The 6,027-nt window shown below is 72.2% G+C and carries 6 protein-coding genes; all 6 read left to right on the plus strand.

Annotated elements, in window-relative coordinates; all coding sequences use genetic code 11:
* Positions 1–584 (plus strand): RsmB/NOP family class I SAM-dependent RNA methyltransferase (locus ACTS11_RS13375; protein ID WP_442640803.1); only part of this gene is annotated, 584 nt, incomplete at its 5' end.
* A gap of 91 nt (positions 585–675) precedes the next feature.
* Positions 676–2,445: a heparinase II/III family protein gene (locus ACTS11_RS13380; protein WP_442640804.1), complete on the plus strand. Its 1,770-nt coding sequence runs from the start codon at positions 676–678 to the stop codon at positions 2,443–2,445.
* A 41-nt stretch (positions 2,446–2,486) separates the two neighbouring features.
* Positions 2,487–4,115, plus strand: a complete 1,629-nt coding sequence (gene purH, locus ACTS11_RS13385) for a bifunctional phosphoribosylaminoimidazolecarboxamide formyltransferase/IMP cyclohydrolase (protein WP_442640805.1) — start codon at positions 2,487–2,489, stop codon at positions 4,113–4,115.
* Between the two features lie 13 nt (positions 4,116–4,128).
* Positions 4,129–4,602: a signal peptidase II gene (lspA, locus tag ACTS11_RS13390; protein WP_442640806.1), complete on the plus strand. Its 474-nt coding sequence runs from the start codon at positions 4,129–4,131 to the stop codon at positions 4,600–4,602.
* 47 nt (positions 4,603–4,649) lie between these two features.
* Complete coding sequence (locus ACTS11_RS13395; RefSeq protein WP_442640807.1) at positions 4,650–5,159, plus strand: DUF3035 domain-containing protein; 510 nt, start codon at positions 4,650–4,652, stop codon at positions 5,157–5,159.
* A 98-nt stretch (positions 5,160–5,257) separates the two neighbouring features.
* A partial coding sequence (locus tag ACTS11_RS13400; RefSeq protein ID WP_442640808.1) for a M16 family metallopeptidase occupies positions 5,258–6,027 on the plus strand: 770 nt, incomplete at its 3' end.

The raw sequence follows: 6,027 nt of genomic DNA on the forward strand, positions 1-6,027 counted from the left end.
GCGATGTGGCGGGCACGCGCGTCCTCGACCTCTGCGCCGCCCCCGGCGGCAAGGCGCTGCAACTGGCCGCCGCCGGGGCGGAAGTCGTGGCGCTCGACATCTCGGACGCGCGGCTCGACCGGCTGCGCGAGAACCTCGCGCGGACCGGGCTATCGGCCGAGATCGTGGTCGGCGACGCGCTGGCGCACGAGGGGCGCTACGACGCGATCCTCCTCGACGCGCCCTGCACGGCCACGGGCACGATCCGCCGCCACCCGGACCTGCCCTTCGTCAAGCGCGAGGCCGAGGTCGAGCCGCTGACGCGCCTGCAGATGCGCCTGCTCGACCACGCGATCGGCCTTCTCGCGCCCGGGGGACGGCTCGTCTACTGCACCTGCTCGCTCCTGCCCGTGGAGGGCGAGTTCCAGGTGAAGGCCGCGCTCAAGCGCCACGAGGGCCTTCGCGTCCTGCCCGCCGACCCGGGCGCGCTCGGCGGCGAGGCGGACTGGGCGACGCCCGAGGGGGGCCTGCGCACGCGGCCGGATTTCTGGGCCGACAGGGGTGGCCTCGACGGGTTCTACGTGGCCTGCCTGACCCGCGATTGACGGCGCGCCGGCAACAAGCTGTAGGCGTGACAGGAGGGGCCTCCGCCTGTATCCTGTTGCCAACGAACACAAGAGCAGTCCCCGCAGGCCGATGTCCGACACCCTGCATCCGTTGACCGGAACGCCCGGCCTGACCCCGGCGCGGCGCGCGCCGGGCCTGTCGCTGGCCGACCGCCTCGCGGCGTTCCGGGCGGGCCTCGGGCCGCGCGCGGGGGGCCTCGTCTGGCGGCCCGAGCCGCGCTTTCCGGGGTCGGTGGTGGCCGGACGGCAGCTCATGGCGGGCAATTTCCGCTTCGGCGGCGCGCTGATGGACGCGCCGGGGCGGAGCCCCTGGGACATCGCGCCGCCGAACGAGGCCTTCCGCGACGCGCTGCACGGGTTCGAGTGGCTGGGCGACCTCGCCGCGCTGCCCAAGGCCGAGGGTCGCGCCACGGCGCAGGCCTGGGTGCTGGACTGGGCGCGGCGCTACGGGCGCGGGCGCGGCCCCGGCTGGACCCCGGACCTGACCGGCAGGCGGCAGATCCGCTGGATTACCCACGCGCTCTTCCTCCTGAACGGCATGGAGCGCGACGAGAGCCGCGCCTTCCACCGCGTCCTCGGGCGTCAGGCGGCGTTCCTCGCGACGCGCTGGCAGCGCGCCACCCCCGGCCTCGCGCGGTTCGAGGCGCTGACGGGCCTGGTCTACTCGGCCTGCGCGCTCATGGGGATGGAGGGCCAGCTCGATCCCGCGCTCGAGGCGCTGGGAAACGAATGCGCGCGCGAGATCGACGCGCAGGGCGGCATCGCCACGCGCAACCCCGAGGATCTTCTCGAAGTCTTCGTGCTGCTGACCTGGATTGCCCAGCTCCTCGCCGAAACGGGGCGCGGGACGGACCCGGCGGTGGACGGCGCCATCCAGCGCATCGCGCCCACGCTGCGGAGCCTGCGCCACGCCGACGGAAGCCTCGTGCGCGCGCATGGCGGCGGCCGTGGCGCGCCGGGGCGGCTCGTCGCCGCGCTGGTCCTCTCCGGCGTGCGGCCGACGCAGGCCAAGGGGCTCGCCATGGGCTTCGCGCGCCTCGCGCAGGGCCGCGTCACCGTGATCGCCGACGCCGCGCCGCCGATGACGGGACCGCGCGCGACATCCGCCCACGCCGGAACGCTCGGCTTCGAGATGACCTCGGCCGACGACCCGCTGATCGTCGCCTGCGGCTCGGGCGCGCGGTTCGAGCCCGAATGGCGCATGGTCGGCCGCGCCACCGACAGCCATTCCACGCTCTGCCTCGAGGGGTATGCCTCGGCCCGTCTTGCGCCCGGCTACGCGGCGGACGGGTCCGAGCGCCCGCCGCTGGCCGATGGCCCGGCCGAGGTCCTGGTGCAGGACAAGGCGACCGAGGCCGGACTGGGCGTGACCATGTCGCACGACGGCTGGCGGCGGACCCATGGCCTGACGCACCTTCGGAACCTGACGCTCGAGGACAACGGCACGCTTCTCCGGGGCGAGGACGCGCTCGCCGCATTTACACCGGCCGATCGCACGCAGCTCGACGCCGCCTATGCGCGCCTGCCCTCGGACAAGGGCCTGCGCTACGCGCTGCGCTTCCACCTGCACCCCGAGGTCAAGGCCTCGCTCGACCTCGGCGGCACGGCGGTGTCGCTGACGCTGCCCTCCGGCGAGACCTGGGTCTTCCGGCATTCCGGCAACGGAGTGCTCTCGCTCAAGCCCTCGCTCTACTTCGACGGACGGCGCCTCCGGCCGCGCGCGACAAAACAGATCGTTCTGTCCGCCCGGATGAAGGGCTATGGCACCGTCGTCGGCTGGAGCCTCGCGCGTCCCATCGCCTTCCTTCCGCACGGCCGTCTGCCCCCCGGCCGAACCTGACCCGCCCGCCGAACGACACCGACGAAAGGACTGCCGCCCCGATGACCGCCCCGACCGACGCCGTTGCGCTCCACCGCCCGCTTACCGACGCCGTTCCGCTCCGCCGCGCGCTGATCTCCGTCTCCGACAAGACCGGCCTGACCGAGCTCGCCTCGGCGCTGGCCGCGCGCGGGGTCGAGGTCGTGTCGACGGGAGGGACGGCGCGGGCGCTGCGCGAGGCGGGCCTGACCGTCACGGACGTGTCCGAGATCACGGGATTTCCCGAGATGATGGGCGGACGGGTCAAGACGCTGCACCCCAAGGTCCACGGCGGCCTCCTGGCGCTCAGGGACGAGCCCGCGCATCTCGCGGCGATGGAGGCGCATTCGATCCCGGCGATCGACCTTCTGGTGGTAAACCTCTACCCCTTCGAGAAGACCGTGGCGGGCGGCGCGGACTACGCGACCGCGATCGAGAACATCGACATCGGCGGACCCGCGATGATCCGCGCGGCGGCCAAGAACCACGCCCATGTCGCCGTCGTGACCGACCCCGAGGACTACCCGGCCCTCCTCGAGGCGCTCGAGGAACACGGCGGTGCGACGCCCTACGCGCTCCGCCAGAGGCTCGCGCTGACGGCCTATGCGCGAACGGCGGCCTACGACGCGGCGGTCTCGGCATGGCTGGCGGAGGCCTCTGGCGAGGCGACGCCCCGCCGCCGCGCCTTCGCGGGCACTCTCGCCCTGCCGCTCCGCTACGGCGAGAACCCGCACCAAGCGGCCGCCTTCTACACCGACGGCTCCCGCCGCCCCGGCGTCGCCACCGCGACCCAGCACCAGGGCAAGGAGCTGAGCTACAACAACATCAACGACACCGACGCCGCCTTCGAGCTGGTGGCCGAGTTCCACCCCGACGACGGGCCGGTCTGCGCCATCATCAAGCACGCCAATCCCTGCGGCGTTGCGCGCGGCAAGTCGCTGGCCGAGGCCTATACCCGCGCCTTCGACTGCGACCGCACCTCGGCCTTCGGCGGGATCGTGGCCCTGAACCGGACGCTCGACGCCGACACCGCCGAGCGGATCGTCGAGATCTTCACCGAGGTCGTGATCGCGCCCGACGCCACCGACGAGGCAAAGGCCGTCTTCGCCGCGAAGAAGAACCTCCGCCTGCTGACGACGGGCGGCCTGCCCTCGCCGACCGAGCCCGCGCTCGCCTTCCGGCAGGTCGCGGGCGGTTTCCTCGTGCAGGACAAGGACGTTGGCCGCATCGAGGAGGAGCTTCTGCGCGCCGTCAGCCGCCGCCACCCCTCGCCGCGCGAGATGGCGGACATGATCTTCGCCTGGACGATCGCCAAGCACGTGAAGTCGAACGCCATCGTCTACGCGAAGGACGGCGCGACCGTGGGCATCGGCGCGGGCCAGATGAGCCGCGTCGATTCGAGCCGCATCGCCGCCCGCAAGGCGCAGGACATGGCCGAGGCGCTCGGCCTGCCCGAGAGCCCGGCGGTGGGCGCGGTCCTCGCGTCGGACGCGTTCTTCCCCTTCGCCGACGGCCTGCTCGCCGCCGCCGAGGCGGGCGCGACCGCGGTGATCCAGCCCGGCGGCTCGATGCGCGACGAGGAGGTGATCGCCGCCGCCGACGCGCGCGATCTCGCCATGGTGTTCACGGGCATGCGGCATTTCCGGCACTGAAAGGACGGGGCGGATGCGGCTTCTCTACATCACGGCGGTGCTCTGGTTCCTCGCGGACCAGGTGTCGAAATACCTCGTCCTGCACTGGGCGGGGCTGATCGACCGCGGCGTGATCGAGGTCTTCCCGCCCTTCCTCGTGTTCAAGCTCGGCTACAACACCGGCATAAACTTCGGCCTCTTCTCCGGCGGGCCGGAGGTGACGCGCTGGGTGCTCCTCGGCCTCGCGCTCGCCATCGCGGCCTGGCTCCTGTGGTGGGCGCGCACGGGGCTGACGCGGCCCATCGCGCTGATCTCGGCGGGCGCGGTGATCGGCGGCGCGCTCGGCAACGCGCTCGACCGGCTGCTGGTGGGGGCTGTCGTGGACTTCCTCAACATGTCCTGCTGCGGCATCCGCAACCCCTTCGCCTTCAACGTGGCAGACATCGGGATCGTAATGGGCGCGATCGGCCTCCTGATCTTCGCCGACAGCCCGAAGAAGGAGTCGTGACGCCGTCGCCGCGATGCGTTAGACGGGGGATCGCAAAGGAGGGGCGCATGCTGCGACTGAGAAAATCCGCGATCCTTGCAGCCTCGATGCTGGCGCTGGCGGCCTGTTCCTCGGGCACGCCGCAGCTCATGAACCTCCGGAACACCGAGGACGGGCCGGACGAGTTCGCCGTGCTGCCGACCGCGCCGCTCGAGATGCCCCAGAGCTTCGCCGAATTGCCCGAGCCGACGCCCGGCGCGCCGAACCGCGTCGACCCGAATCCCGAGGCCGACGCCATCGCGGCGCTCGGCGGCAACGCCGCGCGCGGCGCGGGCGCGGGCGGCGGCCTCGTCAGCTACGCCACGCGCTTCGGCGTGAGCGGCGACATCCGCCCTGTCCTCGCCGCCGAGGACGAAGCCTACCGCCAGCGCAACAACGGCCGCATTCTCGAGCGCATGTTCGGCACGACGGTCTATTTCGAGGCCTACCGCCCGCAGGCCCTCGACCGCTACGCCGAGCTCGAGCGTCTGCGCCGCATGGGCGTGCGGACGCCCGCCGCCCCGCCGCAGACCGAATAATCCGCGCCGCCCGTCACGCTTGCGTCATGGCGGTTGATGCCGCCGCGCCGGGGCATACATGCTGCGGCGACCAGATGCTTCGACGGGAGGCTTGTTCAATGCTGCGCCGCATCGCCCTCGGTCTCGTCCTGACGCTCGCCGCCACGGCCGCGCAGGCCGCCGAGAACGTCACCGAGTTCTTCCTCGACAATGGCCTCCAGGTCGTGGTGATCGAGGATCACCGCAGCCCCGCCGTGACCCACATGCTCTGGTACCGCGCGGGCGCCGCAGACGAGCCGCCCGGTGTCTCGGGCGTGGCGCATTTCCTCGAGCACCTGATGTTCAAGGCCACCGACGAACTCGAGAGCGGCGAGTTCAGCCGCGTGGTCGAGGCGAACGGCGGTTCGGACAACGCCTTCACGTCCTGGGACTACACCGGCTACTTCCAGCGCGTCGCCTCCGACCGCCTCGGCCTGATGATGGAGATGGAGGCCGACCGGATGCGCGATCTCCGCTTCGCCGACGAGGAGGTCGTGACCGAGCGCAGCGTGATCCTCGAGGAGCGCGCGCAGCGGGTCGATTCGACCCCCGGCGGCCTCTTCAACGAGCAGATGCGCGCGGCGCTCTTCCTCAACCACCCCTACGGCGTGCCGATCATCGGCTGGCGCCACGAGATGCAGGGGCTCGACCGCGCTGCGCTGGTCGAGTTCTACGACACGCATTACTGGCCCAACAACGCGATCCTGATCGTCGCGGGCGACGTCACGCCCGACGAGGTCCGCGCGCTGGCCGAGGAGCATTACGGCCCGATCCCGGCGAATCCGGACATCGTCGAGCGCGTCCGCCCGCAGGAGCCGCCGCAGATCGCCGACCGCCGCGTGATCTTCGA

Source organism: Roseicyclus sp. (assembly GCF_052168335.1).
Lineage (GTDB): Bacteria > Pseudomonadota > Alphaproteobacteria > Rhodobacterales > Rhodobacteraceae > Roseibacterium.